The 24,831-nt window shown below is 68.3% G+C and carries 23 protein-coding genes and 1 pseudogene; 13 read left to right on the top strand and 11 right to left on the bottom strand.

All coding sequences use genetic code 11. From position 1 onward, the window contains the following. Positions 1 to 8 precede the first annotated feature (8 nt). Positions 9 to 656 carry a phosphoserine phosphatase SerB gene (gene serB / locus ESO89_RS14640; RefSeq protein ID WP_128906203.1) on the bottom strand — a complete coding sequence of 216 codons (648 nt, stop codon included), beginning with the start codon at positions 654 to 656 and terminating at the stop codon, positions 9 to 11. 98 nt (positions 657 to 754) lie between these two features. Between serB and ESO89_RS14635 the strand changes: the two genes are divergently transcribed. Further along, the gene (locus ESO89_RS14635) at positions 755 to 958 is read left to right on the top strand and encodes a DUF7554 family protein (RefSeq protein ID WP_128906202.1); all 204 of its coding nucleotides are present in this window, start codon (positions 755 to 757) and stop codon (positions 956 to 958) included. A 3-nt stretch (positions 959 to 961) separates the two neighbouring features. After that, the gene (locus tag ESO89_RS14630; protein WP_128906201.1) at positions 962 to 1,558 is read left to right on the top strand and encodes a 2'-5' RNA ligase family protein; all 597 of its coding nucleotides are present in this window, start codon (positions 962 to 964) and stop codon (positions 1,556 to 1,558) included. 134 nt (positions 1,559 to 1,692) lie between these two features. Here the strand turns inward: ESO89_RS14630 and ESO89_RS14625 are convergent, their stop codons facing one another. The 3 genes from ESO89_RS14625 to ESO89_RS14615 all read right to left on the bottom strand — a co-directional run bounded on the left by ESO89_RS14625 (position 1,693) and on the right by ESO89_RS14615 (position 5,104). Next, positions 1,693 to 1,902, bottom strand: a complete 210-nt coding sequence (locus tag ESO89_RS14625) for a hypothetical protein (RefSeq protein WP_128906200.1) — start codon at positions 1,900 to 1,902, stop codon at positions 1,693 to 1,695. Positions 1,903 to 1,905: 3 nt separating this feature from the next. Next, on the bottom strand, positions 1,906 to 3,366 hold the full coding sequence (locus tag ESO89_RS14620; protein WP_128906199.1) for a cytochrome P450: 1,461 nt from the start codon (positions 3,364 to 3,366) through the stop codon (positions 1,906 to 1,908). Between the two features lie 124 nt (positions 3,367 to 3,490). Then, positions 3,491 to 5,104: a methyl-accepting chemotaxis protein gene (locus ESO89_RS14615; RefSeq protein ID WP_128906198.1), complete on the bottom strand. Its 1,614-nt coding sequence runs from the start codon at positions 5,102 to 5,104 to the stop codon at positions 3,491 to 3,493. 155 nt (positions 5,105 to 5,259) lie between these two features. Between ESO89_RS14615 and ESO89_RS14610 the strand changes: the two genes are divergently transcribed. From ESO89_RS14610 to ESO89_RS14590, 5 genes are all read left to right on the top strand, one after another. Beyond that, the gene (locus ESO89_RS14610) at positions 5,260 to 7,056 is read left to right on the top strand and encodes an excinuclease ABC subunit C (protein ID WP_128906197.1); all 1,797 of its coding nucleotides are present in this window, start codon (positions 5,260 to 5,262) and stop codon (positions 7,054 to 7,056) included. Between the two features lie 47 nt (positions 7,057 to 7,103). Continuing rightward, complete coding sequence (locus tag ESO89_RS14605; RefSeq protein WP_128906196.1) at positions 7,104 to 7,304, top strand: hypothetical protein; 201 nt, start codon at positions 7,104 to 7,106, stop codon at positions 7,302 to 7,304. Further along, positions 7,304 to 7,510, top strand: coding sequence for a hypothetical protein (locus ESO89_RS14600; RefSeq protein ID WP_128906195.1), 207 nt, complete (start codon positions 7,304 to 7,306; stop codon positions 7,508 to 7,510). The genes ESO89_RS14605 and ESO89_RS14600 overlap by 1 nt, the downstream gene beginning before the upstream one ends. Positions 7,511 to 7,590: 80 nt before the next feature. After that, positions 7,591 to 8,175, top strand: a complete 585-nt coding sequence (gene thpR, locus ESO89_RS14595; protein WP_128906194.1) for an RNA 2',3'-cyclic phosphodiesterase — start codon at positions 7,591 to 7,593, stop codon at positions 8,173 to 8,175. 140 nt (positions 8,176 to 8,315) lie between these two features. Next, positions 8,316 to 9,566: a HEAT repeat domain-containing protein gene (locus tag ESO89_RS14590; RefSeq protein WP_128906193.1), complete on the top strand. Its 1,251-nt coding sequence runs from the start codon at positions 8,316 to 8,318 to the stop codon at positions 9,564 to 9,566. 31 nt (positions 9,567 to 9,597) lie between these two features. Here ESO89_RS14590 and ESO89_RS14585 read toward each other — a convergent pair whose 3' ends face one another. Further along, positions 9,598 to 10,428, bottom strand: a complete 831-nt coding sequence (locus ESO89_RS14585; RefSeq protein ID WP_128906192.1) for a DUF7504 family protein — start codon at positions 10,426 to 10,428, stop codon at positions 9,598 to 9,600. Positions 10,429 to 10,858: 430 nt separating this feature from the next. Here ESO89_RS14585 and serA point away from each other — a divergent pair, with 430 nt between their 5' ends. Then, positions 10,859 to 12,463 (top strand): phosphoglycerate dehydrogenase, encoded by a 1,605-nt coding sequence (gene serA, locus ESO89_RS14575; RefSeq protein ID WP_128906190.1) that lies wholly within the window; start codon positions 10,859 to 10,861, stop codon positions 12,461 to 12,463. A 57-nt stretch (positions 12,464 to 12,520) separates the two neighbouring features. Here the strand turns inward: serA and ESO89_RS14570 are convergent, their stop codons facing one another. After that, positions 12,521 to 14,311 carry a sensor histidine kinase gene (locus tag ESO89_RS14570; protein WP_128906189.1) on the bottom strand — a complete coding sequence of 597 codons (1,791 nt, stop codon included), beginning with the start codon at positions 14,309 to 14,311 and terminating at the stop codon, positions 12,521 to 12,523. A 102-nt stretch (positions 14,312 to 14,413) separates the two neighbouring features. Between ESO89_RS14570 and ESO89_RS14565 the strand changes: the two genes are divergently transcribed. Further along, positions 14,414 to 15,220 (top strand): N-acyl homoserine lactonase family protein, encoded by an 807-nt coding sequence (locus ESO89_RS14565; RefSeq protein WP_128906188.1) that lies wholly within the window; start codon positions 14,414 to 14,416, stop codon positions 15,218 to 15,220. Next, a complete protein-coding gene (locus tag ESO89_RS14560; protein ID WP_128906187.1) occupies positions 15,217 to 16,530 on the top strand; it encodes a hydroxyacid-oxoacid transhydrogenase in 1,314 nt (437 codons plus the stop codon). Before ESO89_RS14565 ends, ESO89_RS14560 begins: the two co-directional genes overlap by 4 nt. Positions 16,531 to 16,590: 60 nt before the next feature. Here ESO89_RS14560 and thrC read toward each other — a convergent pair whose 3' ends face one another. Beyond that, positions 16,591 to 17,874, bottom strand: a complete 1,284-nt coding sequence (gene thrC / locus ESO89_RS14555; RefSeq protein ID WP_128906186.1) for a threonine synthase — start codon at positions 17,872 to 17,874, stop codon at positions 16,591 to 16,593. A gap of 90 nt (positions 17,875 to 17,964) precedes the next feature. Beyond that, positions 17,965 to 18,180 carry a DUF7569 family protein gene (locus ESO89_RS14550; RefSeq protein WP_128906185.1) on the bottom strand — a complete coding sequence of 72 codons (216 nt, stop codon included), beginning with the start codon at positions 18,178 to 18,180 and terminating at the stop codon, positions 17,965 to 17,967. 680 nt (positions 18,181 to 18,860) lie between these two features. Here ESO89_RS14550 and ESO89_RS14540 point away from each other — a divergent pair. Next, positions 18,861 to 19,943: pseudogene (locus ESO89_RS14540) on the top strand (RNA-guided endonuclease InsQ/TnpB family protein); the annotation flags it as partial. 55 nt (positions 19,944 to 19,998) lie between these two features. Here the strand turns inward: ESO89_RS14540 and ESO89_RS14535 are convergent. Beyond that, a complete protein-coding gene (locus ESO89_RS14535) occupies positions 19,999 to 20,832 on the bottom strand; it encodes an FkbM family methyltransferase (RefSeq protein ID WP_128906184.1) in 834 nt (277 codons plus the stop codon). Between the two features lie 475 nt (positions 20,833 to 21,307). Here ESO89_RS14535 and ESO89_RS14525 point away from each other — a divergent pair, with 475 nt between their 5' ends. Both ESO89_RS14525 and ESO89_RS14520 read left to right on the top strand, forming a co-directional pair. Then, positions 21,308 to 22,048: a PaeR7I family type II restriction endonuclease gene (locus ESO89_RS14525; protein ID WP_128906183.1), complete on the top strand. Its 741-nt coding sequence runs from the start codon at positions 21,308 to 21,310 to the stop codon at positions 22,046 to 22,048. A gap of 55 nt (positions 22,049 to 22,103) precedes the next feature. Further along, positions 22,104 to 23,465 (top strand): Eco57I restriction-modification methylase domain-containing protein, encoded by a 1,362-nt coding sequence (locus ESO89_RS14520; RefSeq protein WP_128906182.1) that lies wholly within the window; start codon positions 22,104 to 22,106, stop codon positions 23,463 to 23,465. Positions 23,466 to 23,597: 132 nt separating this feature from the next. Here the strand turns inward: ESO89_RS14520 and upp are convergent, their stop codons facing one another. Next, entirely contained in the window at positions 23,598 to 24,275 is a 678-nt protein-coding gene (upp, locus tag ESO89_RS14515) for a uracil phosphoribosyltransferase (RefSeq protein WP_128906181.1), read from the bottom strand. A gap of 91 nt (positions 24,276 to 24,366) precedes the next feature. After that, positions 24,367 to 24,603: a hypothetical protein gene (locus ESO89_RS14510; RefSeq protein WP_128906180.1), complete on the bottom strand. Its 237-nt coding sequence runs from the start codon at positions 24,601 to 24,603 to the stop codon at positions 24,367 to 24,369. Positions 24,604 to 24,831: the final 228 nt, after the last annotated feature.

Raw genomic sequence — 24,831 nt, 5'->3', positions numbered from 1 at the left:
TCACCGACTCACTCAGCCACGGAGAGCACGTCGTACCCCTCTAACACCTTCCCGAGCCGGAACATCGAGGCGACGACGGCGTCGCACACCGGCCGGACCGCGTCCTTGGGAACGAACCCGATCGCGACCCCCGCGACCTCCAGCATCGGGAGGTCGTTCGCGCCGTCGCCGACCGCGACCGTCTCGGCCATCGGGATTCCGAGGTCGTCGGCGAGCGACGCCAGCGCGTCGTCCTTCGTCCCCTCGATGAGCGGCCCCTCGGCCTCCCCCGTGAGCGTTCCGCCGGCCATCGGGAGTCGGTTGGCGACGACCGTGTCGGCCTCGACGCCCTGCTTCGCGAGCGCGCGCTCCACTCCGCGCTCGAACCCGCCCGTGAGCACGGCGACGTGGTGGCCCTCGGCCTGCAGGCGCTCGATGAGTTCCCCGGCGCCCGGCCGGAGCACCACCTCGTCGAACGCGGCCGCGACCGCGTCCTCGTCGAGCCCGGCGAGCAGCTCCGCCCGCTGATAGAGGCTCTCGGCGTAGCTGAGTTCGTCGTTCATCGCCCGCTCGGTGATCTCGGCCACCTCGTCGGCGACGCCTGCGCGCTTCGCGAGCAGGACCGTCATCTCGGAGTCGGAGAGCGTACCGTCGAAGTCGAACGCGATGAGGCTCATGGGCTCCGTTCGACGTGGAGGGGTTTTGAAGCACCTGATCGCGCAACGGTGACGCGCCCCCGGTGGGCTTTTTGCCCGTCGCCGTCGTCGCTCCCGTCATGGACCGAACAGCCGCGGACCGCGCCGACGTCGACGTCGACGACCTCCTGAAGGTAATCCTCGTGCTCGCGATCGCGTGGCTTCTCTTGGAGATCGTTGACACGGTGCTCGACCTGACGTTCGCGCTCTTGGACGCGATCCCGCGCCTGATCGCCGTCGCTATCGTCGTGCTGATCGCCTTACGGCTCGCCGATCGGATCTGAGGCGTGTTCAGCCTGAACGTCCCGCTCCCGCCCGCCGTCGACCGGCTCGCGGCGGATCTCCACCCGAAACTATCGGGGTTCGAGCGGGTGCGCGACCGACGCACGCTCGTCTGCAAGCGATTCGGCGTCGAGGACGTGCCCGACCGCGTCGCGGGTGACGACCACGGTGGGGTCGGTGCGGGCGCGTCGGCTGGCCCTCCCGCCGGCGGACCGTCACCGCCCAAGCCCGCCGCCCTCGACGCCCTGCGCGACGACCTCCACCCGCTGCTTGCGGGGACCGATCCCTTCCCGGTCGCCGTGACGGGTATCGATGTCTTCGACGCGCCCGCGTCGGGGTCCGGACCGGTGCTCTATCTGGCCGTCGAGAGCGACGCGCTCGTCCGGGTCCATCGGCGGCTCTGCGCCGCCTACGGCGCGGTCGAGGGGATCGAGGGAGAGGAGTATGTGCCGCACGTTACCGTGGCGCGCGGTGGTGATCCCGAGCCGGGCGTCGTCGCCGACCTCGTCGGTGCCGAGTTCGAGCCGGTCCGGTGGCGGGTCCACGCGCTCGACCTGTACGACCCCGAGTTCCGCGAGGTCGCGGCGTCGATCGAGCTGTAAGTGGTTAGTGGTAGATCGGCGGCAGATGCGTCCAAAACACCGGCTGATCGTGGATATGTCATCGACTCCGCGGTGAACACTTCCAAAGCCCCGGCTGCCCCTTTGAGTCCCAGACTGCACCGCAACCCCACCTCTCACTCTCGGCCGATTGCGTCGGCATCTCCTTCGCCGTCGCTCTCGCCCGACTCGTCGACCGCGTGATGCGTCCCGACCGGGCAGTGCGTCGGACAGACGCCGGCGATCGGGGTCGCGTTGAGACAGCAGGCGCGCTGTCGGCTCGCGACGGCACCCCGCGAGAGGGGTTGCCCGCAGAGCCGGCAGTACGACTCCGTCTCGCCCGCCATCGCTCAGCGCTCGCGGATCCGCATCGGCACCGGGTGATCGGGGTGCATCGTCAGCGACCCGCGCAGCGAGAGGTCGGGCCCCTCGTACTCCAGATCGTACTGCGAACACACCTTCGCGAGGATCAGCTTGGCCTCCAGCAGGGAGAACGACTTCCCGATGCAGTGGCGCGGGCCGCCGCCGAACGGGAAGAAGGCGAATCGGGGGCGCCGGCTCCGGCGTTCCGGCTCCCACCGGTTCGGGTCGAAGGCGTCGGGGTCGTCGTACCACCGCGGCGAGCGGTGGACCACCCACTGCGGGCACATCAGCGTGGCACCCGCCGGAATCCGGTAGCCCCCCAGTTTCACGTCGACCTTCGGCTCGCGGAAGAGGGTGTAGACGGGCGGGTACAGGCGCATCGACTCGTTGAGGACGCGCTCGGTGTATTTCATCTCGCGGGCGTCGGCGGCGGTGGGGGCGCCGTCGGCGGCGGTCGCGTCGTCGGCGGCGGTCGCGTCGTCCACTGCGCGACCACCGCCGGTCGCCGCCGCGGCCTCCCGCGCGACGCGCTCTCGGGCCTCCGGATGGTTCGAGAGCAGGTAGAAGGTGTACGTGAGCGCGAGCGCGGTGGTGTCGTGGCCGGCCAACAGCAATGTCACCAGCTCGTCGCGGAGGTTCTCGTCGGTCTGCTCGCCGCGGTCGCGGGCGCGCAGCAGGACCGAGAGCAGGTCCATGGGGAGGTCGCCGTCGCCGTCTCCCGCGGGGCCGTCTCCCGCGGGGCCGCGCACCGCGACGCCCTCCGGGCCGGCCGGGTCGACGGCGGGGTCGCGCTCGGTCCCCTGCCGGCGCTCGACGATCCCGTCGATCACGGATTCGAGGGTGTCGACCGCGGCCGCGAACTCGCGGTTCTCGCGGGTCGGCGCCCAGTCCGGGATCAGGAACCGGCGCGGGTCGGGCTCGAACCGGGCGCCGAGCGGCTCCAGCTTCTCCTGAACGGTTCGGACCTCCTCGTCGGTGATGTCGGCGCCGAACATCGCCGAGACGATGATCCTGACGGTGAGCCGGGCGACTTCCAGCTGGACGTCGACGACCTCGCCGTCGGCCCAGTCCGCGAGCTGCGCCTCGGTGTGGTCGACCATCGTCCCCGCGAGCGCGCCGATCCGGCGGCTGTGGAAGGAGGGGTTCGCGAGCCTCCGTTGGCGCTGCCACGTCTCTCCCTCGCTCATGAGGAGGCCGTCGCCGAGCAGTCGCCCCATCGCGCCGTCGCCGAAGTTCGGCTTGCGGTACCGCTCCGCGTCGGCGACGAGCACGCGCTCGACGTCGGCGGGGTTCGCGAGCAGGTACGTCTCGCGCGGACCGAGGTCGAACCGGGTCACGTCGCCGTAGCTGTCGGCGCAGGCGCGCATGAACGAGAACGGGTCGTCTGCGAACCGGCGGCCGCTGCCGACGAGGGGGTCGCCGTGCGGGCCGGGCGGCGTGGCGGACATGGAGGGATCGGAGGGCTCGCCGCGGTTAAACGTTCGGCGGCGGGGAGAACGGGGACGACCGCTGGCGCCGCGAAGGGCGAACCCTGACGCCGCGAAGGGCGAACCCCGGCGCCGCGAAACCGGCCTACTGCTTCGCGTCGAGCCGCTCGACGCGGGTGATCAGCTCGTCGACGGCGACCTCCTGATCGTCGGTGGCGTCGACGATGCGGTCGGTCGCCTCCTCGGTGCGGTCGGAGCGCTCGCGGACCGCCTCCAGCGACGAGGTGAGCTCCTCGACGGTGGCGGCCTGATCGTCGGTCGTGCGTGCGACCTCGGCGACGCCGGCGGCGGCCTCGTCGACCGCGTCCGCGATGTCTTCGAGGGAGTCGAGCACCGTCTCGATCTCGGTGCCCGCGTCCTCGATGCGCTCGTGGGAGCGCTCGACCGCGGTGCTCGTCTCGTCGGACTGCGCCTGCAGCTCCGCGAGGCTCTCCGTGATCTCCTCGGTGTAGCCGCGGGTCTCGTCGGCGAGCTTCTTCACCTCCTCGGCGACGACCGCGAAGCCGTCCCCGCCCTCGCCGGCGCGGGCGGCCTCGATGTTCGCGTTGAGCGCGAGCAGGTTCGTCTGCTCGGCCACGTCGGAGATGACCTCGATGACCTCCTCGATGTCGTCCATGCGCTCGGAGAGCGCGCCGACGCTCTCGACGAGCTCGTCGCCGATCTCCACCACGTCCTCGGTCGCCTCGCGGGCGTCCTCGCTGGCGTCGAGCCCCTCGTCGGCGGCCTCGCTGGCCGCGACCGCCGCGGAGTCGACCTGGTCGGCCGTCGCGGCGACCTCCTCCATCCCGGCCGAGAAGGACTGCATCTCCGAGACGCTCTCCTCCAACAGCTCGTTCTGCTCGTCGACGTTCTCGGCGATGTCCGCGGCCGCGCTGCTGGCCTTCTGGACCGTCCGATCGATCTGGCGGGCCTGCTCGTGGACGCCCTCGGAGAGGTCCTGGAGGTTCTCGGCCATTCGGTTGACGACGTCGATGACGCTCAACAGCTCCTCGTCGAGGATCTCGCACTCCTCGTGACGGACGGCCCGCGCCTCGAGGTCCCCCTCGCCGATCGCCTCCGCCGTCTCGCGGACCTCGGTGACGAGGGTCTCGGTCGCCTCGCGCTGGTTGATGTTCTCCGTCCGGTCGATGACGACCTCGGTGACGCCGACGAGCTCGTCGCCCTCGTACAGCGGCGTCGCCGTGAACTCGATGTGCTTCTCGTCGCCGTGGCGGTCGACCATCGTGCTGGTGTCCCGGTAGCGGGTCTGCGCCGAGTCGCAGCGCTCGACGCCGTCCACCTCGTCGGCGGTCTCCGGCGCGTCGAGCACCTTGTCGGCGAGCGTGTCGGCCCGCCGGCCGTCGGGATAGAACAGCTCCGAGACGTGCGCGTGACCGACCGCGTCCTCGCGCTCGTTTCCGGTGAGCGACGCGATGGACTCGTTCCACTCCGCGACGTTCCCCTCGCGGTCGAGGATGAACGTCGGGACGCCGGTCGAGTTGAACACCTGTTCGAGACCGGCGGCGGCGAGCGTGCCGGCGCGGTCGGTCCCGTCTTCCTCCGTGACGTTGTACTCTCCCTCCCCCTTCGCGCCCGCGTCCGCGTCTCCCGAGCGTTCCGCCCCGGCCGAGTCGTCGACGACGACCCCGCCGTCCGGAACCGACCGCGAGTCCCGGTCCCGACCAAGCGCGCGTCGGAGCAGCCCTCGAAGTCCCCTCATATCTACGTGGGGCTCTCACAAGCACCCGCATAAACCGTTCCCCTCGGTACTCACGTTTGATAATTGGCGGGGCGGCCGTGACGGGAGCGGCGACGCGGCGCCGCCGTACCGGTCGCCCGCAGCGTTCAAACGCGTCCGGCGGCTACCGGGACCCGATGGACGCCGACGCCGTGCGCGAGCGGGCCGCAGACCTCCCGACCGACCCCGGAGTGTACCAGTTCCGGGCCGGGGAGGCGACCCTGTACGTCGGTAAGGCGGTCGATCTCCGCGACCGCGTGCGGTCGTACGCCGACCCGCGCTCGGGGCGCATTCGGGGGATGGTCGGGCGCGCCGACCGGATCGAGTTCGCGGTCACCGACACGGAGACGCAAGCGCTCCTGCTGGAGGCGAACCTGATAAAGCGGCTCCGGCCGCGGTACAACGTCCGGCTGAAAGACGACAAGTCGTACCCGCTGGTCGCGATCACGGACCACCCGGTCCCGCGGATCGAGGTGACCCGCGACCCCGAGGAGGGCGCGGTCGCGTACGGCCCCTTCACCGACGTGGGCCGCGTGGACGCCGTCGTGAAGGCGATCCGAGACGAGTACCGCCTCCGCGGGTGTTCCGACCACAAGTACGCGAACCGCGACCGCCCCTGTCTCGACTACGAGATGGGGATCTGCTCGGCCCCCTGCACCGGCGAGATCGATCCCGAGAGCTACGCCGAGGACGTGGCGGCCGCCCGCCGGTTCTTCGAGGGCGAGACGGGCGTCCTCGCCGACCCCCTGCGTCGGCGGATGGAGGCCGCCGCCGAGAACGCCGAGTTCGAGCGCGCAGCGAACCGCCGGGACCGGCTCGAAGCGGTCGAGGCGTTCCACGGCGAGGGCGGCGAGGCCGTGAGCGACCGCACCGACGACCGCACCGTCGACGTGCTCGCGGCCGCCGTCGAGGGCGACACCGCCCGCGTCGCCCGTCTCCACAGCGAACGCGGCCAGCTGGTCGACCGCAGCCGACACCGGTTGGACGCGGCGGCGGTGGGGGACGAATCGATCGACGGCGACACAGACGGGACCGATCCCGCCGACCCCGCCGTCCCCGACGCCAACACCCCCGCCGCGGTGTTGTCCGCGTTCCTCGCGCAGTACTACGCCGAGCGGGAGTTCCCGGACGCGGTCCTCCTCGCCGAGCGCCCCGCCGACCCGGACGTGATCGACTGGCTGGAGGCGGAGGGGGTCTCGGTCCGGGTCCCCGGCGCGGGACGGGAGGCGAAGCTCGTCGAACTCGCCCTGAAGAACGCCCGCAAGCGCGGCGGCCGCGAGGACCCGGTCGGCGCGCTCGGCGAGCGACTCGGGAGCGACCGCCCCGCCCGGATCGAGGGGTTCGACGTGAGCCACGCGCAGGGGACCGCGGTGGTCGGCTCCGACGTGTGCTTCGTCGACGGGAGCGCGGAGACGAGCGGCTACCGCCGGAAGAAGCTCACCGACCGCAACGACGACTACGCGAACATGCGCGAGCTGGTCCGGTGGCGCGCCGAGCGCGCGGTCGCGGGCGAGGACGACCGCCCGGACCCCGACCTCCTCCTGATCGACGGGGGCGAGGGACAGCTCGGAGCCGCCCGCGACGCGCTCGCGGAGACCGGCTGGGACGTGCCCGTCGTCGCGCTCGCGAAGGCCGAGGAGCTGGTGGTGACCCCGACCGGCACCCGCCGGTGGGACGACGACGCGCCCGAACTGCACCTGCTCCAGCGCGTCCGCGACGAGGCGCATCGCTTCGCCGTCTCCTACCACCAGACCGTCCGCGACGAGGTCACGACGGTCCTCGACGACGTGCCCGGCGTCGGCCCCGAGACGCGCCGCCGCCTCCTGCGCCGGTTCGGCTCGGTCGAGAGCGTGCGCGAGGCGTCCGTCGACGACCTCACGGACGTCGACGGCGTCGGCGACGCGACCGCCGAGACGCTCCGGAGCCACCTGTAATTAGATGTAATTAAGATTTATCAGGCCGGCGCGACACCCTCCCGGTAATGAGCGACTACACCACGATCTCGCTGCGCAAGGAGTTCGTCGCGGACGTCGAAGAGCACATCGAAGACGAGCCGTTCGGCTCGGTCAAGGAGTTCGTGAAACACGTGGTCGTTCGGGAGATGGAGGCGGACGACGCGATCTCCGAGTCGGAGGCTCGCCAGATCGCACAGCGGCTCCGGGACCTCGGGTACATGGACTGATGAGCGGGTCGACCGCTCTGGACCCGCCGAACGCCCCGGGGCGCGCCGACCTGCTGCTCGCGCTCGTCCCGATCCTGTTCGTCGGGGGGTACGCCCCCGCCGCGCTGGTCTTCGACGCCTGGGCGATCCCCGTCGCCGTCGCGTCCCTCGCCGCGAGCCTCCCGATCGCGGACGGCCTGTTCCTTCACCCCCCTCGCGGTCGCTGACGGGCGCCGCGCGCCGCGTGGATCGTCCGCGGCGGGCACCGGCAGCTTATTGCACAGCCGCGCCCGATCCGGGGTCGTCCATGCGCGCGTTCTTCGCCGTCGACCCGCCGGACGAACTCGCGCCCGCCGTCGCGGAGGCACAGACCGCCTTTGAGGACGCCGACGGCCTGCGGTTCGTCGATCCCGAACAGACGCACGTAACGCTGAAGTTCCTCGGCGAAATCGACGGCGGCGGCGAGAACAACGACGACGACACCACACCCGCACTCGACGACGTGATCGCCGCCGGCGAGCGCGCGGTCGAGACCGCCGACGTCGGCCCCTTCGAGTGCGCCGTCGAGGGGTTCGGCGTCTTCCCGAGCCTCGACTACATCTCGGTCGTCTGGGCGGGGATCGACGCGGGGAGCGCGGAGCTGACCGCGCTCCACGAGGCCCTCGAGACGGAGACGACAGCGCTCGGCGTCGATCCCGAGGACCACGAGTTCACGCCGCACGTCACGCTCGCCCGGATGAACGACGCCCGCGGGAAGGAGCTGGTTCGGGAGGCCGTCCGCGAGCGCGACCCCGAGATCGGCCGGTTCGAGGTCGACGCAGTCCGACTCGTCTCGTCGACGCTGACGAGCGACGGCCCGGAGTACGAGGCCGTCGCGTCGATCGGACTCTAGCGGCGGAGAGCGGCGGAGGAGGGCGGTCGCTGTCGCCACCGACGGCGAGGGTCGACCGGCTCGACGCCTCGGTTCCGAGTTCTCGTCCGTGATACTCGCGGGGGCACGTTTAATCGCGGGGGCGACCGACGCGGCGACAGATGGTTGACGACTCGCGATCGGACCGGGGCGGCGGCGAGCGTCCGCGGGCGTTCGCCCTGCTCGACGAGGGCAACGACGCGGCGACCAGGCTGGAGGGCGTGGAGGCGCTCGGGAACCCGTCGAGCTCGATGGCGGGGAGCGAGCGCCGGATCGCCGACCGGCTGCTTCGAGTCGTGCTCACCGACGAGGACGTCGCCGTCCGCGCGGAGGCCATCGACGCGCTGTACTTCCACGGGGACCGGTACGTCGACGAGCTGGTGTCACGCGTCGCCGACGCGGTGCGGCAGCGCGACGACGACGACCCGGTGGCGGTGTTCTCCCGGTGGCTGACGAGCGACCACGCGGCCTACCGGATGGCCGGCGCGACCGGGCTCGGAGCGGTCGGCGTCGAGGGCGCCTCGGACGCGATCGACCGGCTCCGCGGGGCGTTCGACGACGGCGACGCGCGGGTACAGGCCCGCGCGGCCCGGTCGTACGCGCGGCTCGGGGGCGAGGCCGTCGAGCCGCTCCGGCCGCTGCTGTTGACGCGGAACGGACTCGTCCGCCGGGCCGCCGTCGACGCCCTGGTGACGGTGGGGACGAACGAGGCCGCGGAGCTGCTGGCGGCCGCGGCCGACGACGGGAGCGAGCGCCTCCGGACGACCGTCGTCGAGCGACTCCACGGGCTCGATCGCCCCGAGTCGGCGACCGTCCTGCTCGACGCGGTACGGGACCCCTCGGCCGCGGTCCGGCGCGCCGCCGCGGCGTCGCTGGCGCGGCTCGTCGCGGAGGGCGACGCCGTGCGGGGGCGGGACGTCCGCGAGCGGTTGGTAACCGACCGGGCGCCTCGGCGCGACGGGGACGTCTCGGCCGCGCGGCTGCTCTACGAGGTCGCGTCGGGCGACCGGGCGGACCGCGTCACCGCGGCGACCGAGCGGCACGCGATGTGGCTGTGCTGTGAGCTCGTCGAGCGGGACGAGGGGGGACCCGGACGCGCCGCCGTCCCGTGGCTGCTCGACGCGCTCGCGCACGACGACCCGTACGTCGCCGACATCGCGGCCGCCTACCTGCCGCGGCTCGACGCGCCGCCGCTCGAACGGGAGGTCCGCGCGCTCGCCGGCGATCCCGACCGGGACCCGGACGCGAGGGAGCGGGCGCGGTCGGTCCTCCGGCGGCTCAAGCGACAGACCGCGGCGTCGGCCGCGGACCGGTCGATCGAGTACGTCTACGTGCGGCGTCCGGCGGACTACACGGAGAAGCACGCCGAGTAGTCCGAGCGCACGAGCCGGGGGACGCGGGAGGTCACCCCCGCCGCACGAACCGCCCGTCGTCGGCCGCGACCTTCAGATCGATCTCGTCGTCGAGGAAGTTCAGCACCGTCGAGACGTTCGGGTCCGCGTCGGCGTCGACGTACAGCTGGAGGACGCCGCCGTCGCCGTCCAGCCGGGCCGAGAGCATCCGGACGAAGTCGCAGGCGGTCCGGAGGTCGAACGAGCGCACGATCTCGTGGAACACGCTGACCTCAAGGGATATCTCGTCGCCGTCGACCCGGTTGGCGTCGATGATCCGCGACACCGTCTCGCCCAGGTCGTCCGGCCCGAGCCGGGGGTCGAGCTCGACGACCTCGATGGGGACCTCGGAGAAGTCGAGGTCGGGCGCCTCGTCGAACGGGTACGCCTCCGTGCTGACGACGACGGTCCGCCGCGGCCACGCGTCCAGCTCCTCGTGGAGCAGGCGGACGGTTCGCTCCGGGTTCGCCGTGACCGCGATCACAAGGTCGCCGCCCGCGTGGAAGTGAGCGCGGAGCGCGTCCGCGTCCGCGCTGTCGACCGGCGCGGCGACCTGAACCGTCCCGTCCCACGAGACGCGGTCGGCGACGTGGACGCCCTCCTCGATCCGATCGGCGACGTGCTCGTGGAGGTGCGCTTTGAATTCCTCGACCGCGCCGTCGGTGTCGTAGGCCGTCTTCGCCGTCGCGCAGTACGGGCAGTCCCACGTCGTCCGGAAGTCCGACCGACTGACGGCCTCGGAGTGATGCGCGAGCAGGTGCGGGCCGGTGACCTCCCGCATCGACTCGCGGTCCGGCGTCCACGCGACGAACCCGCACCGGTCGCACCCCCATCGAGCCATCATGATCGAGAACGTATACGATCAGATTCCGTCCGACGAATATGTATGTTGTGTTACGAGAAATCGACGACTCGGCCGAGTCACTCGTCGTCGCTCTCGGTTCCGATCCTCGGATGCCCGACGCGGACCCGCGTCACTTGCGTCGCGATCGCGCCCGTGACCGCGAGCGTCTCGACTCTCGCGCGTGAGGGACGAGGAAGCGATGCGAGTCTGCGCGCAGCGCCGACAGCGCCCGCGCGTCGGACACGATCGGCGGACGGGACCGGGAAGCGGATCGGCGGACAGCGAAATCCGGACCGGACGATCGGTACCCACGAACGAGGGGGTTCCATCCGAAACGAAGGGGTTCGAGATCCGCGATCGCGGATCGCCATGGCCGGCAAAACGGAGCGATGAGGAAAGGGTTAACCTCGCGCCGCCGGTGAAACCGCCCATGAAGGTACTCGTGACCGACCCCATCGCGGACGCGGGGTTGGACCGACTCCGAGATGCCGGCCACGAGGTCGAAACGGATTACGAGGTCGAGGGCGACGACCTGCTCGACGCCGTGAGCGACGTCAACGCGCTGATCGTCCGCTCCGGGACCGACGTGAACGAGGCAGTCTTCGAGGCCGCCTCGGGGCTCGTCATCGTCGGGCGCGCCGGTATCGGTGTCGACAACATCGACATCGAGGCCGCCACCGACCACGGCGTCATCGTCGCCAACGCGCCCGACGGGAACGTCCGGGCCGCCGCCGAGCACACGGTCGCGATGACGTTCGCCGTCGCGCGCTCGATCCCGCAGGCGCACGGCCGCCTCCTCGGCGGCGAGTGGGCGAAAGGCGAGTTCCTCGGCACCGAGGTGAACAACAAGACGCTCACCATCGTCGGCCTCGGTCGCGTCGGGCAGGAGGTCGCTAAGCGGCTCGACTCGCTCGGGATGGATCTCGTCGTCTACGACCCGTACATCTCCGAGGAGCGCGCCGACCGCCTCGGCGCCGAGCTCGTCGAGGACCTCCACGAGGCGCTCGCGCGCGGCGACTTCGCGACGGTTCACACCCCGCTCCTCCCCGAGACCGAGGGGATGATCGGCGAAGACGAGCTGGCTCAGCTGGAGGGCGGCTACCTCATCAACTGCGCCCGCGGCGGGATCGTCGACGAGGACGCGCTCGCCGAGGCGGTCGACGACGGGGTCCTCGCGGGCGCCGCGCTCGACTCCTTCGCCGAGGAGCCGCTCTCGCAGGACTCGCCGCTGCTCGACGTCGAGGAGATCGTCTTGACGCCGCACCTCGGCGCCTCGACGGAGGCCGCACAGGAGAACGTCGCGGTTGACACCGCGGAGGCCGTTCTCTCGGCGTTCGACGACGAGCCCGTGCTCACCGCGCTCAACGCGCCCTCCGTCGACGAGACGGCGTTCCCGCGGATCAAGCCGTACATCGCCGTGGCGGAGACCGCCGGGAAGGTCGCCGCGCAGCTGCTCGACGGCCGGATCACGGAAGTGGAAGCGACCTACGAGGGCGACATCGCCGCGGAGGACGTGGAGCTCGTCACCGCGAGCGCGCTGAAGGGCGTCTTCGAGCCGCTGGAGTGGCAGGTGAACTCGGTGAACGCGCCCCGGCTCGCCGAGGAGCGCGGCATCGACGTGACCGAGTCGAAGACCCGTCAGACCGAGGACTTCCAGAGCCTCGTGCGCGTCACCGTCCACAACGGCGAGGACTCGATCGCGGTCGAGGGAACCCTGTTCGCCGGCGAGGACCCGCGTATCGTCCGGATCGACGGCTTCCGCGTCGACGCGGTCCCGTACGGCCACATGCTGGTCGCGCGCAACACCGACGAGCCGGGCGTCATCGGGCTCATCGGCACCGTGCTCGGCGACCACGACGTGAACATCGCCGGGATGTACAACGCCCGCGAGACGCAGGGCGGCGAGGCGCTCACCGTTTACAACCTCGATCACCCCGTTCACGACGAGGCCGTCGACGCCCTGCTCGCCGACGATCGGATCGTCGAGGTCACCGAGATCACGCTGGACGAGGCCGACGAGCGACAGGCGGAGTAGCGAACCCCGCGCCGCGAACCGGATCTCGAACCGCTCTCCCCGCACCGCAAGTCCCGGTCAGTCGCACTCGGTCGGCGGCTCGCGCTCCTGGTCCGTCCCCTCGCTGATGCGGGTGATTTCTGCGTCCGGCGCCACGATTCGGCTCTCGGCGGCGACCATCGATATCGACCCGTATCCGGTGGCGACGACGAACGCCGCGCCGCCGTCGACGCCCTCCGAGAGCGCGAGCGGCCAGCCGTGATCGACCGCGGTCTCCCGGACTGCGGCGAGTCCGATTCCGGTGCCGGTGTCGCTTCCCGAGTGTCCCCTGTCGAAGACCTGCTCGCGGTCGGCTAGCGGGACCCCCGGCCCGTCGTCGGCCACCACGAACCCGTTCTCCGTGACGGCGACCGTGATCGACACGCCGGCACTGTCGGCCGCCTTCGAACCGGTCTCGTCATCCGGCGACGCGTGCTCGATTGCGTTCCGGAAGAGGTTCTCGAAGAGGCCGCGGAGCCGTCCGGGGATCGTCTCCGTCTCGCCCTCTCCGCGAACGCTGAGCGTCGCGTCGCCGGACGAGATAGAGCACCACGCGTCACGGGCTATCGAGTCGATCGAGACGGTTTCGGATCCCGCGAGAACGGCACCGTCGGTGTCGTCCGTGGCCGACGCCAGCGTCTCGTCGATGATCGCCCCCATCCGCCGATGAGCGTCTTCGATGCGGTCGTAGGCCGTCTCGTCGCCCTCCCGTGCGAGGTCGTGGAAGCCCCGCGCGACCGACAGCGGGTTCCGGAGGTCGTGGGCGATCGCGTTCGCCATCGTCTCCAGCCGTTCGTTCGCCGCTGAGAGCTCGCGTTCGCGCCACTTGAGCCGGGTCACGTCGCGGACGACGACGAGGCGACCGACCGGCCGGTTGCCGATCTGCGGGAGGGGATCGACGAGCACGGTCGCGTACCGGCGCTCGCCGTCGATGTCGAGGCCGACGGGGTCTCGGATCGGCTCTTTCCGGCGGTAGGCGTCGGCGATCGGCGGACTCTCCTCGAAGACCGCGGCCGCCGAGTCGCCGACGGACGCGTCCCCGATCCAGTCGTTCGCAGCCGGATTCGACTCGACGAGTCGGTCTCGACCGTCGAAGACGAACACCGGGTCCGTGAGCCCCTCGACCACGCGGCGTCGACCGACTGGGGCGACTTCGAGGAACCGGGTCCATCGGATCGCGGCCAGGAACACGAGGCCGGTGACGCTGAACAGCAGTTCCGGGCGGATGGACGAGGCGCCAGCGAGCAGGGGAAACTGCGCGAGCCACGGGACGGCGGCGCCCGCGAACAGGGCGGTCACCTGCAGCCTGAAGTGGCCCGCGGAGTCCCACGCGCCGTACGCGAGCCCCGCGAAGCTTCCGACGATCAGCACCTGCGTGTACAGCCAGCCGACCCACCAGACCGGTCCCGGTTCGCGGGCGAGGAGGAGGTCCCCTCCGTGGGCGACCACTTCGGCCGAGGTACGGACGAGCCCGTGGATCGGGTTCGTCCAGCTTAGCACCGCGAGAACGGCGATCGGGGCCGCGAGTGCGACGAGACGACGGTCGGTGAGCCGGGCGTCGTAGCCGAGGTACGTGGCGACGAACGCGAGGGAGGCGACCGGGAGGACGACGACGGGCACGTACTGGACGTTGAGCCAGAACAGCTTCCCGGCGAGCGTCGTCGCCGCGACCTCCAGCGCGACGCCGGCGACCCAGACCGTCGCGGTGAGGAGGTACACGGTCGCGTACGTCCCCCCGGGGGCCTCGCGGTGTCGCCACGCGGCCCCGGTCGCCACGGCGGTGATCGCCGCGGTCGCTGCGGCGACGAAGACCGTGGGTGAAAATTGCATCCGATTGTTCGCTAGACCACTATCAGATATTTAATTGAAACGGAGACAGTATCTCTCTCGGGTAGAAAGTATAATTAACATTCATTAATAATATCCAATCGCATGGTAGACGCGGAGGTCCACGTCCTCGACCGCGGCGGGCTGTACTGTGACATGAACTACATGATGGAGGCGAACACGATCGGGAGCCACGACGAGTCGAACCCCGACACCGAGTACGACGAGATCCCGGTGTGGAACCTCGTCATCGACCACCCCGAGGCGACGATCCTCTGGGACACCGGTTCGCACCACGACGCCGCGGACGGCCACTGGCCCGAGGGGCTCGTGCAGGCCTTCTATCCGCACGACGCGAGCGAGCACCGCCTCGACGACGATCTGGAGGCGGCGGGCTACTCGCTCGACGACATCGACGCGGTGTTCCAGAGTCACCTCCACCTCGACCACGCCGGCGGGCTGGAGTTCTTCGCGGGCACCGACACGCCGGTCTACGTCCACGAGGAGGAGCTGAAGTTCGCCTACTACAGCGCGAAGACCGACGAGGGGAGCGGCGCGTACGTCCTCGACGACTTCGACCACGACCTGAACTGGCGGGTGCTCCACCGCGACCGCGAGGAGCACTTCACCGACCTGGAGTTCGTCCGATTCCCCGGCCACACGCCCGGGCTCACCGGCTCCGTGATCCACCTCGACGCCGACGGCACCGTCGTGTTCACCGGCGATCAGGTGTACATGGACGAGAACTACGAGGCGGGGACGCCGCTCGGCGGCCCCCTTATCTGGCAGAAGGAGGAGTGGCGAGAGAGCATGAACCGCATCCGTGAGCTGGAGCGACACCACGACGCCGAGGTCGTGTTCGGGCACGACCCGGAGCAGTTCGAGGCGATCCTGCCGGGGTGGGGCGTGTGAGCTACGAGCGCTCCGTCTCCGCCGATCCGCACCGGCTCTCGCCGGAGACCGTCTGGGAGGTGCGGATGCCGGCGATCCGCGTGGGGGCGGGCGCGGCCGACGAGCTCGGCTATCAGCTCGGCCAGATCGGGCTCTCCGGTGAGGGGCGCGGACTGATCGTCACCGATTCGGACCTCGTCTCGCTGGGGCACGTCGACCACGTCGCCGACGAGCTGGAGGCCGACGGGTTCGACGTCGACGTGTACGACGGCGTCGAACGCGAGCCCAGCATCGAGGCGGTCGAGGAGTGCATCGCGTTCGTCCGCGAGGAGATGGGCGAGGACGGGTACGACTTCTACCTCGGACTGGGCGGCGGCAGCTGTATGGACACCGCGAAGGCGACGCGGGCGATCGTCGCCAACGGCGGCGACGTGCTCGACTACGTGGCCGCCCCGACCGGCGCGGGCGAGGACCTCACCGAATCGGGTCCGCCGCTGATCCTGTTGCCGACGACCGCGGGAACGGGCTCCGAGATCTCGCCCGTGGCGATCCTCTCGGTGCCCGAAAAGGGGATCAAAGAGGGGATCTCCAGCACGCACGTCCGGGCGGACGCCGCGGTGCTCGACCCGACGCTCACCACGACGCTGCCGCCGGATCTCACGGCGAAGACCGCGATGGACGCGCTCGGCCACGCGATCGAGGGGTACACCACCCACCGCTACGACGACCTGCTCCGGCCCGAAGACCCCGCCGACCGCCCCGTCTACGCCGGCCGCACCGGCTTCACGGAGATGTTCAGCGAGAAGGCGATCGATCTCCTCTCGTCGAACGTGCGCCGCGTCGTCAACAACGGCGACGACATCGAGGCGCGCGGCGCGATGCTGAAGGGCGCGCTGTTCGGCGCGATAGCCGGGCTCACCGCCGGCGCGAGCCTCGCGCACGCGATGGCGTACCCCGTCGGCAACAACTACCACACGTACCATGGGGAGACGATCGCGGCGCTCACGCCCGCGAGCACCCTCGGCTACAACGTCGCCAGCGACCCGCCGCGGTTCGCGAAAGTGGCGGAGATGCTCGGCGCCGACACCTCGGGGATGAGCACCCGCGAGGCCGCCGACGAGGCCCGCGAGGAGTTCGTGCGGCTCCAGCGGGACCTCAACGTGCTCCCGAGCGGGCTCAACGAGCTGGCGGGGATCACCGTCGACGACACCGGTGCGCTCGCCGAAAGCACCGTCGAGAGCCAGCAGCGGCTGCTCCGATGTAACCCGCGGCCCGTGACGAAGGAAGACGTCGAAGAAGTGTTCCAAGACGCGCTCCACAACTGGGAGTAGCGTGCGCGGTCGGCCCGAACCGGCCGCGCGGGCCCGGATCGAGGTGGCCGCGCGAGTCGATCAGTCGCGCAGGTGCTCGACGACGGCGTCCACGTCGTTCGGGACCGGCTCGGGGTCGCCGCCGGCCTCGTAGGCGGCGTCGGGGTCTTTCAGGAGGTGCCCCGTCGTCAGGCAGACGACCCGCTCGTCGTCGTCGACGACGCCCTCGCGGCGGAGTTTCCTGAGCCCGGCGAGGCTCGCGGCGGAGGCGGGCTCGACGCCGACGCCCTCCTCGGCGAGGGCGCGCTGCGCGTCGGTGATCTCGTCGTCGCTGACGGCGACGGCGGTGCCGCCCGTGTTCCGGATGCCCGGGATCGCCTTCGGCGCGTTGACCGGGTTGCCGATGCGGATCGCGGTCGCGCGCGTCTCGACCTCCTCCCAGCGCCGGACCTCGTCGTTCCCCTCTTCGATCGCTTCGACCATCGGCGCCGCGCCCGCGGCCTGCACGCCGGTCAGCTTGGGGACCTCCTCGACGGCGAGCGCGCCCGACTGGACCAGCTCGCGGAACGCCTTGTACAGCGCCGAGGTGTTTCCCGCGTTGCCGACTGGGAGGACGATCCGGTCCGGGAAGGCGCCGTAGTCGTCGCGGAACGCCTCTAAGATCTCGAAGCCGATCGTCTTCTGGCCCTCCAGGCGGAACGGGTTCAGGGAGTTGAGCAGGTACGCCTCGCCGCGGGCGGCGAGTTCCTGCACGATGTCGAGGCAGGCGTCGAAGTTGCCGTCGACTTCGAGGATGCGGGCACCGTGGAGGCTCGCCTGCGCGATCTTCCCCGCGGCGACCTTCCCCTCCGGGAGGAGCACGAGCGTCTCCATCCCGCCGCGACCGCCGTACGCCGCGAGCGCCGCTGAGGTGTTGCCGGTGGACGCGCAGGCGAGCGCGCCGACGCCCAACTCCTCGGCGACGCGGACGCCGACGGTCATCCCGCGGTCCTTGAACGAGCCGGTGGGGTTCATCCCCTCGTGTTTGATCCGGAGCGCGTCGACGCCGACCGACTCCTCGATCCGCGGGACGCGGTGGAGGGGGGTGTCGCCCTCGGGGAGCGTCACGCCCAGGTCGAACGGGAGCGCCTCGCGGTAGCGCCAGACGCCGCGGTCGGGGCCCTCGGAGGAGGCGCCCGCGCCGAACTCCGCAAAGGTCGGCGGGTCGGCGTACCGGACTTCGAGCAGGCCGTCGCACTCGTCGCAGGTGTACCGGACGTCCTCGAAGGGGGCGAACGTCTCGTCGCACGCGATGCAGGCGAGCCACGTCCCGTCGTCGGCGCAGTCGGGCGCCGTCGGGGCCGGGGCGTCGATGGCGAGGTCCATTACGTCGCCGTCCGTGCCGCCGCGGCTTAAGACGGGCGGTCGGGACGGACGTTGCCGTGCGGACGGGAAGCGTGGACGGCCCCCGGCCGCTCAGTCGACGATGATCTCGGAGCTCTCGTCGGACTCGTCGGGGCCGGAGCCGAGCCGGTCCTGATAGCGCTGAATCCAGTCGGCGAAGCAGTCGGGACAGAGCCGCTGGGTGTCGATGTTCGCCCGGTCGACGCTCAGCCGGACGACGCGTGCGAGCGCGTCCGTGGTGGGGTCGCCGCAGCCGTCGCAGGGCTCGGTCGTCGGCGCGTCGCTCATACGCATCGGTCGCGCGGGCGGCTCTTAAAAGTACGTCGGGAAAGCGGCGTCGTGTTAAGTTAGTGAATGAGGCGGTCAGAGTTTCAGATTCCTATGGCCGAAACCGACCGCCTCACCGAGTGTACCGAGTGGATCGACTTGGGTTTTGTGGAGCGAGAACGGACACCCCGCGAGTTCATTGAAAAGGGTATTCGACATCACCTTACCTTCTTTCAGCGAGAGAATCCCGCCCTTCAGGGCGGGCGTGAATCGCGTACGCTTCGTGCCGCAACCGCGGTAAGTGGCCGGGATGGAACCCCAACGTTTAGTATCGGCCGTGCCGACGGTCCACACACGGGTTCCGCCGACTCGCGCCGTCGATACGCGGGGCGAGTCGGACCGCATTCCACCCATGTCTGCGGTGCTCCGCAAGCCCGGGTGATGGCCTTCGGCCGACAAGGTGTGACCGGAGCCGGCACGGAACCGCCAGGTTCGACCGCTTGGGAGAGAGCCGCGTCGAGAAACCGCGCGGCGATGACTCGCTTGCGGATGGGAGCACATGTGACGGTGCCATAGGACGCTCCCGGCCGAGGGACGAAACCCGCCCCGCCGACGCCGGGAGAGACGGTCCTGGAACTGAACCGGAACGACCGGGTTCCCCGCTGTGGAAGGGAACCCCCGCCGTTCACGGCGGGCGAGGACGTCACGATGACCTGCATTCACAGTCAAGTCAGCGAGTCCTTCAAGAACTCGCTGAGGCGTTCAACGGCTGGGACGGTAAACGACGCAACGGAGACACGAGAGCGAACCCGCCCGGCTACCGCAAACACGGTGACGAACATCCGCGTTCGACGGTGACGTTCAAAACTGCCGGCTTCAAACTCGACACCCACTACAACCGAGTTCGGCTCTCAAAGGGGGCGAATCTCAAAGAGTACTGGTCAGACTTCATCCTGTGCGAATACCAGACTCGCTCCGATGTTGATCTCTCTGCCGTAGAGAGCGTTCAACAGGTGAGAGCGGTTTGGACGGGTGATGAGTGGGAACTGCACTTCGTGTGCAAGGTCGAAATCGAGGTGTCTGAAGCACCCGGTGAGAAGTCCGTGGGTGTCGATCTCGGGATCACCAACTTCGCCGCACTCGCATACGAGGACGGCCACAGCGAACTCTACCCACTCAACTGCCTGAAGGAGGATGACTACTACTTCAGCAAGCGGATCGCCGAGTGTGATGATTCGAACTCAGAGCAAGCGACCCGTTTGAACCAGAAGAAGTCGGCTCGCCGCACGCACTATTTCCATACGCTCTCAAAACATATCGTTCAGCGGTGTGTGGACGAAGGTGTCGGAACAATCGTGGTTGGGGATCTCTCCGGCATTCGTGAGAATGAAGAGAACGGCGAGTCGAAGGATTGGGAAAAACACGGGAACCTCGACCTTCACTCGTGGGCGTTCGACCGGTTCACAGATTTGTTAACCTACAAGGCCGAAATGGAGGGTATCACTGTCGAAGAAGTGTCTGAGGAGGACACGTCCAAATCATGTTCATTCTGTGGACGAACGAGTGACACGAACCGTGTTGAACGCGGGCTGTACGTGTGCGATACCTGCGGTACAGTGGCGAATGCAGATGTGAACGGTGCTGAGAACATCCGACAAAAAGTACCTCCGAATCTCGCCTCTGACGGGGGAGATAGGAGTAACGGTTGGTTGGCACAGCCATCGACGTTCCTGTTTAACAAGGAAACTGGTGCATTCGCACCTCAAGAACAGGTCACGTCGTAAACCACAATATCCCACCGGCAGTCGGGAATCCTCGCGCTTCAGCGCGGGGAGGATGTCAATCCGTGCTGTTCGATTTCGCACCGATGAGCATCGACTCCCCTTTGCCCTCTCGGATGGGTGTCTCCGTGACGGAGAATCCGTGTGATTCGAGGGTGGCACGGATATCCGCCACCGAACTCCCCTGTTTTTCGAGTCGGTCCGCGTGTGTCTCACAGTACACTAACCGGCAGTCGGGGCGCGACAGCGTTGCTTCTAACCCGTCGAGCACTGCCTGTTCGGCGCCTTCGACGTCGATCTTGAAAACGGTCGGACGGGGAAGGTCTTCCTGAGCGATCAGCTCGTCACTGCGGATCTTCGGAACCGTGATCGACTCGAGGTCCGGGGACCAGTCGGATACAAGCGTGTGGCCGGCCGACCCGACTTTGTCCAACGCGATCGTGAGATCCGCTTCTCCCGTAGACTCGGCGAGCGCACGCCGGAAGACGGAGATGTCAGCTCCGTTGAGATCGGCGTTGTCTTCGAGCCGGTCGGCGTTGCCGGGATGGGGCTCGAACGCGATAACGGGCCGGGTCACGACATCCGCCACCAGACAAGAGTACAGCCCGAGATTGGCACCGACGTCGTAGAAGACGTCATCGCGACGCAGGTTCGACACGAGATGGTCGAGGATCGGTCGTTCTTTGACCGTCCGAAAATCCGTCCACTCGTTCCGTGTCGGGATGTGGAATCGCGCGCTGGCGCTCCCGACTTCGACCCCGTACGTCTCTCCAGCCAATCGGTACTGGAGGCCACCCCACCAACGGTAGAGCGGCAGCACTACTGGTTTAAGACCGAACGACTCGACGAAGTGCCGCCCCCAGCGGTACAGTCGTGAGGTTACGGAGCCCATACTTGGCACGGTCCGGTACCAGTCGTATTAGTATATATTTGCTAACGCACGCCATCACCCACTCGTGGGGCGATCACCGTGTAACTCTCGTTACCGTGTGTCCCAGATCGTCGCGGCGCGGGATTCACCACGCGCTGGGAATGCGATGGACGCCGGACAGATCCGATTCTCCCGGGAGCACCCGACTGATCGCGGCGTTTCCACACTCGATCGGTCTCGCGAGTCAGCCGCGCGAGTCGATCAGTCGCGCAGGTGCTCGACGACGGCGTCCACGTCGTTCGGGACCGGCTCGGGGTCGCCGCAGCCGTCGCAGGGCTCGGTCGTCGGCGCGTCGCTCATACGCATCGGTCGTGCGGGCGGCTGTTAAAAGTACGTCGGCGGGAAGCGTCGTGAAAAACGCGGTCCGTCGTCAGATGTGAATCCCTGTTCGGGATGGGACCGGTCCTGATACGGCGTTCGGCGGCACACCGCGGGTATGATCGACGACCTCCGTCGAGAGGTGTCGGACGCGGGCCGGTGGTACTGGGACACGCGCCGGAGTCAGGGCGAGGAACAGCGGCGATCCGACAGCACGGCTCGCGGCGAGCGAGCAAAAGTGCTCGGCGGGGGACAGATGGACGGCTTCGCTGGCCTCGTGGAGGACATTCTCGTGGACGAAGCCGACGTTCCGCGGAATTCGGTGAAACACGACTACCACGCCACGCTTCCGGGATACTACCGTCACGAGAAGGAGTGGGACACGGCGGTCGTCCACGACGGAGAACTGCTCGCGGCGATCGAGTACAAATCACAGGCGAGTTCGTTTGGGAACAACCTCAACAACCGGACGGAGGAAGCGCTCGGCAGCAACACCGATCTGATTCAGGCGTACGAGGAAGGGTTGTTCGCCCCGTCACCGCAGCCGTGGATCGGGTACCTGTTTCTCATGGCCGACGTAGAGGAGTCGCGCGAACCGAAGTCGCTCCGCGAGCCAAACTTCGACGCAGACGATGCGTTCAAAAGCGCATCTTATGTCGATCGGATGGAGATCCTGATGACGCGGATGGTCCGACAGCGGTTGGTTGACAACGCGGCGTTCATTCTCAGCGACCCGGAGCGAGGTACAAACGGCGAGTTTTGGGAACCCAACGAAGAACTTCAGTTCAACCGGTTCGCCCGGTCGCTCGCCGCCCAAGTAGCAGGTAACATCGATATCCAGCAGGAGTTCGACGAGTAGAACGGGGAGGTGGTTCACGCACATTCAAGTGCCGAGACGACCCATTCGGTATCGAATGAAGGGGCACGTCCCGACACCGGACGATCTGGCGGAGAAGATGGTCCGACGGGTGTTTTGCGATCATCCGCCCGATACCGGCGACAGCGTGCTGTATCCGGGAGCGGGGACTGCACCGTTTGCTGCGGCCGTCGAACGGATTTGTGAGACACGCGAATGGGAGACGCCCGAAGGGTATGGGGTCGAGCCAAATCCGGATCACCTCAGCGAAGCCAGAGACCGCAGGCTGAAACACGTTACATTCGACGAGCGAGACTTTTTGGCCCCAGAGATGCTCGAAGAGGGACCGTTCGAGTACGTGATCGGCAATCCACCGTACGTGCCGATAGAGGGGCTGTCAGAGGACGAAAAGAAACGATATAAAGACAGCTTCGAGACGGCGTCCGGGAGGTTCGATCTGTATCTCTTATTCTTCGAGCGAGCGCTTTCGCTGCTCGCACCCGACGGAGTATTGTCGTTCATCACTCCCGAAAAGTTCGAGTACGTCGGCACGGCCGCGCCGCTCAGACGCTTACTGACAAGCGGAACGTATCATGTCATAGAGATCGAACACGTCGCCGAAGATGCGTTTTCCGGACTCGTGACGTTCCCGTGCGTGACTACTGTTCAACGCGGCGGGTCCGGCAAGACGACGATCCGGCTTCGAGACGGCACGACACACGAGACGACACTGACGACGGGAGACAGCTGGGCGCCGAAGATACGTAACGCGGACTTCGAAGCGATGCAGACGGGAGCGACGCTCCGAGACATTACCGAACGGATCAGTCCGGGGATCGCGACCGGAGCCGACCACGTGTTCGTATTTGACAAAAACGAGGTACCTGAGGAAGTCGACGAAAAGTGGCTCCGGCCGACTGTATCGGGGAAACAGCTGCGAGAGTTCGACAGTCCGTACACCAACTCCGTGTTCGTGTGTCCGTACGGTGACGACGGATCGTTGCCCGACGAAGACGAACTGGGGTCGTTCGGCGAGTGGGCTGAAGGGCATCGTGACCGGTTAGCGGAGCGATCGTGCGTGAAGAAAGGCGGAAAGCGGTGGTACGCGTGGCACGAGACGCCCCCGATGGAGGACATTCTGCAACCGAAGATCGTGTTCAAGGACATCGCGAAGGAACCTCGGTTCTGGATCGAAGAAACGGGCGACGTCATCCCGAAACACAGCGTGTACTATCTGATTCCGCGGGAAAGCGTCCCGTTCGACGGGCTCTTGGAGTATCTGAACACACCGAAAGCTCGGATGTGGATGGAGGCGAACTGTCAACGGGCACACAACGGATACTACAGACTACAGTCGCGCGTCCTCGGTGATCTCCCGGTTCCGGCCGAGTGGGCGGACACGTTTCAAGCGACGCTGTGACCCGAGAATCGATCGCGTCTTTCATAGTGATTACTGCGAGTCTTTACCGCCGTGGCGATCTGCATCGGCACTGAGATCCGCCGAATCGGCATCTCTCGAGACCGTCCCTGAAACTATTCGCAGTAATCACTATCAGACCGTCCGGAACGCGCGGTCGCCCGCGTCGCCGAGTCCGGGGAGGATGAACCCGTCGTCGTCGAGGCGGTCGTCGATGGCGACCGTCAGCAGGTCGGCCTCGGGCACCGACTCGCTCACGCGAACGAGCCCGTCGGGCGCGGAGACCGCCGAGAGGACGAACAGGTCCTCGAAGTCGTCGGCGTCGTCGAGGACGTGGTCGAGGACGGCGCACATCGTCGATCCGGTGGCGAGCATCGGGTCCGCGACGATCACGGTGTCCTCGGGCCGGATCTCGGGGAGCTTCACGTAGTCGATGGTGATCGGGAACTCGCCGTCGGCGGTCATCCCGGCCTCCTCGTCGCGGCCGGCGGAGATGACGCCCTGTTTCGCGCGGGGGAACGCCTTGAGGAGCCCCTCGACGAACGGGGTGGCGGCCCGGAGCACGTTGATGATGACCACGTCGTCGAGCCCCTTCACGCACTCGCCGGTGGTCTCCGCTAAGGGGGTCTCGACCGGGACGTACTCGGTCTCCATCGCGCCGTCGATGATCTCGTAGCCGCAGATCCGGCCGAGCTTCACGAGCCCCTTCCGGAACGCGACCTGCTCGGTCTCGACGTCGCGGAGCCGCGAGAGGGTGTCCTTCGCCAGCGCGTGCGTGATGAGGTGCGCGTCGTCGCGGTCTTCGATCGTCATTGTCGGGAGAAGCACCGCGTTCGAGTTAAAGGATGGCGAAACTCGCCGGTACGTCGGAGCGCGAGGGAGTCATATTCTCCCCTCGCCGCGCTCACCGCAACACGGTGACGTACGTCAGCGCGAAGACGATCAGCGCGAGGGACGCGACGTTGGTCGCGGTGACCTCGGCGATGTCGAGCAGCTGGAGCCCCCAGAACGCGGTCCACGCGAACATGCCCGAGAGGACCGCGTTCAGGAGCAACACCACCCGCGGATCGCCCTTCGACCCCTCGACGCCCTCGCGAATTCCCTTCGGGTCCCCGCTCGTTCCCTTCTGATCGTCGCTCATACGCCTACGCCCGGCGGAGCGTCACTTAGCTTTTCGCCACGGTGCCCGCGACGCTCTTGGTCCTGCGGGCCGAAGGGCTACTCACACCGATCGAGATGCACGGTCACATTGACATCCTCCCGCGCCTTTAGGCCTGTCTCTTACCCATAACTCACTATCAGAGCGTAAATTCAATGTGGAGAGGTGAGAGAAGAATGAATTGGTCAGATCTCCGTCAATATCTACCCA

Origin of the sequence: Halorubrum amylolyticum, assembly GCF_004114995.1 — an archaeon.
GTDB lineage: Archaea > Halobacteriota > Halobacteria > Halobacteriales > Haloferacaceae > Halorubrum > Halorubrum amylolyticum.
Note: the sequence above shows the minus strand (reverse complement) of the source record. Positions and strands in the feature narration are given on the sequence as shown.